Source organism: Mycobacterium sp. E3198 (genome assembly GCF_001667015.1).
Taxonomy (GTDB): domain Bacteria; phylum Actinomycetota; class Actinomycetes; order Mycobacteriales; family Mycobacteriaceae; genus Mycobacterium.
In genome coordinates this window covers 1-2,495 of sequence record NZ_LZIS01000038.1, presented here as the reverse complement: position 1 = coordinate 2,495, position 2,495 = coordinate 1, and the positions used below count along the sequence as shown (strand labels likewise).

The 2,495-nt window shown below is 71.9% G+C and carries 3 protein-coding genes; 1 reads left to right on the top strand and 2 read right to left on the bottom strand.

Annotated elements, in window-relative coordinates:
* Both A5673_RS04915 and A5673_RS04910 read right to left on the bottom strand, forming a co-directional pair.
* On the bottom strand, positions 1 to 889 hold an 889-nt coding region (locus tag A5673_RS04915), incomplete at its 3' end, for an alpha/beta fold hydrolase (protein ID WP_156747854.1).
* Between the two features lie 24 nt (positions 890 to 913).
* Positions 914 to 1,657 (bottom strand): pyrimidine reductase family protein, encoded by a 744-nt coding sequence (locus A5673_RS04910; protein WP_231970888.1) that lies wholly within the window; start codon positions 1,655 to 1,657, stop codon positions 914 to 916.
* A gap of 34 nt (positions 1,658 to 1,691) precedes the next feature.
* Here A5673_RS04910 and zapE point away from each other — a divergent pair.
* On the top strand, positions 1,692 to 2,495 hold an 804-nt coding region (gene zapE, locus A5673_RS04905), incomplete at its 3' end, for a cell division protein ZapE (protein WP_231970880.1).

Genomic DNA, 2,495 nt, shown 5'->3' with positions numbered 1-2,495 from the left:
GCGCGGCGAAGGCGTCGAGCGCGGCCTGCTGGCCCTTGACCTGTTGCTCGGCGGCCGCCTCGGCGTTGACGCCCAGGGCGATCGGGGAGTCCAGGATCAGCCGGGCGACCCGGTCGGGCCGCGACGCGGCGTAGGCCAGCGCCACCTGGGCGCCGTTACCGACTCCGATCAGCGCGAGCGCGGGCACGTCCCACAGCGTGCGCAGCCGCTCGAGGTCGGAGGCGGCGTGCGAATTGTCGTAGGAGGACGCGCCCGGCGCGATGGCGTCGGTGCAGTTCGTGGTGGCGGTGTTGGAGACGTCGGAAAGGTTGGCGACCGGATCGTCGCCGGCCTGGAATTGCGTCTGGTCGCGCATCGACTGGCGGTCAAGCTGGTCGCGGCAGTCGATGGGGCTGGACATGCCCATGCCGCGCCGGTCCACGGCGACGACGGGGTGGGTGTGCAGCACGTCGGCGCCCGAGCGGGCCAGCCACACCGGCAACTGTGTGGACGACGGCAGGTCGGATCCGGTGGTGAAGACGAGCGGTCCCGCGTCGCGCGGCGTCTGGTCCGAGCGGGCGCGCACCACGCCGATGGTCAGGTTTCCGCCCTGGCCGTTGACGGGGTCGAGGTCGCTGTCGTAGGTCGCGCAGTCCAGTTGCACGCCCGGCGCCGCGGGGACGGCGGCGTCGGAAAAGACTTTCGATGTGCAGTCATGCCACGCCAGGTCGTTCTTGGGCGCCGCGATCGGCGGCGGACCGGCCGGCGGCGGCTTGCTCGGGGCCACGCCCTGCGGATGGGCGCCGGAGTCGGTCGCGAAGCGCGGGTCCGCGCCCAGGCCGGGAACGCATCCGGCCACCAGCGCGGTCACCGCGAGCAGCACCGTGGCCGATGCGATCTGCCGACTCATGCCGACCACAGTAGCTTCGACTTTTCAGGCCCTGACGTAGCGGCCGTAAAGGTAGCCGGCCTCGTCGGTGAGCAGATGAGCGCGCCGCATCCGGGTCAGCGCCTGGTCCGGGCCCGTCGCGATGCGCCGCGCCAGGCCGCCGACGAGATACGGCGCGATCGTCAGGCACAGCTCGTCGAGCAGGTCGCGGTCGATGAACGCCCCGAGCAGCGTCGGCCCGCCCTCGGTCAGGATGTGGCGCATTCCGCGCGCCGCGAGCGCGCCCAGCAGGGCGACCTCGTCGACCGTGCCCGGATCGCCGCCCGAGCAGTCCACGACCTCGCACACGTCGCCGATCAGGCTCCGCGTCTTGTCCGCCGCCGCCGTGCAGGTGAGCACCAGGGGCGGCACCTCGGTCCGGGTGAACACCGCCAGGTCCGGCTCGAGGCGACCCGACTGGGTGACGATCGCCAGCTGCGGGACCTCGCTTTGCCCGCGGGCCTGCCGCTCCTGGCGCTGCGCGACGGCCACGTGCGCGCCGGAGTACCCCTCGATGCGCACCGTGCCGGCGCCGACGACGATCACGTCGGCCAGTTCGCGGAGCAGGTTGAAGATGCGCCGGTCGCCGGGCCCGCCCATCGCGCCGCTGCTGCCGTCGGCGGTGGCGCCGCCGTCGAGGCTGGTGATGAAATTCGCCCGCAGCCAGGTCCCCTCGCGGTCCGGATAGCCGTACAGCCGGGAGAGTTCGCCGTCGTCGAGGTCGCGGCCGGACCCGAGCAGCGTCAGCATGGCTCGATTGCAGCACGCCGCTACAGTTCGGTGCATGCCCGGGTTGGTGGATCGGCACCCGACCGTGTCGCCGGAGCGACTCATCGCCCAATTGCGGCCGCCGCCAACGTTCGCCGACGTGAGCTTTGCGACGTATCGCCCGGATCCGGCGGAACCGACCCAGGCGGCCGCCGTCGAGGCCTGTCGGGACTTCTGCCGGCGGGCGGTGCAGCGCCGGGCCGGCCGCCGAAAACTGTTCGGAAAGCGGGCCATCCTGCCCGGCGTGGGGCTCTACCTCGACGGCGGCTTCGGCGTGGGCAAGACCCATCTGCTCGCCTCGGCCTACTACGAGTTGCCCGGCACGGGCCCGGAATCACCAACCCCCAAGGCGTTCGCCACTTTTGGTGAGCTGACCCAGCTGGCCGGGGTGTTCGGGTTCGCCGAATGCATCGAGCTGCTGGCCGATTACACCGCGGTGTGCATAGACGAGTTCGAGCTCGACGACCCCGGCAACACCACCCTCGTCTCGCGGCTGCTGTCGTCGCTGGTCGAGCGGGGCGTGTCGGTGGCCGCGACCTCCAACACCCTGCCCGAGCAGCTCGGCGAGGGCCGCTTCGCCGCCCAGGACTTTCTGCGCGAGATTCACACGCTGGCAAGCATTTTCACCACCGTGCGGATCGAGGGTCCCGACTACCGGCACCGTGGCCTGCCGCCGGCGCCGCAGCCGCTGTCCGACGAGGAGGTCGCCGCGCGGGCCGCAGGAGTCGACGGGGCGACGCTGGACGACTTCGACGCGCTGTGCGCGCACCTGGCCACCATGCACCCGTCGCGGTATCTGACGCTGATCGAGGGCGTGACG

Excerpts from the sequence above, each read along its gene's own strand:
- A5673_RS04910 (WP_231970888.1), bottom strand. The coding sequence starts at position 1,657 with ATGCTGACGCTGCTCGGGTCCGGCCGCGACCTCGACGACGGCGAACTC.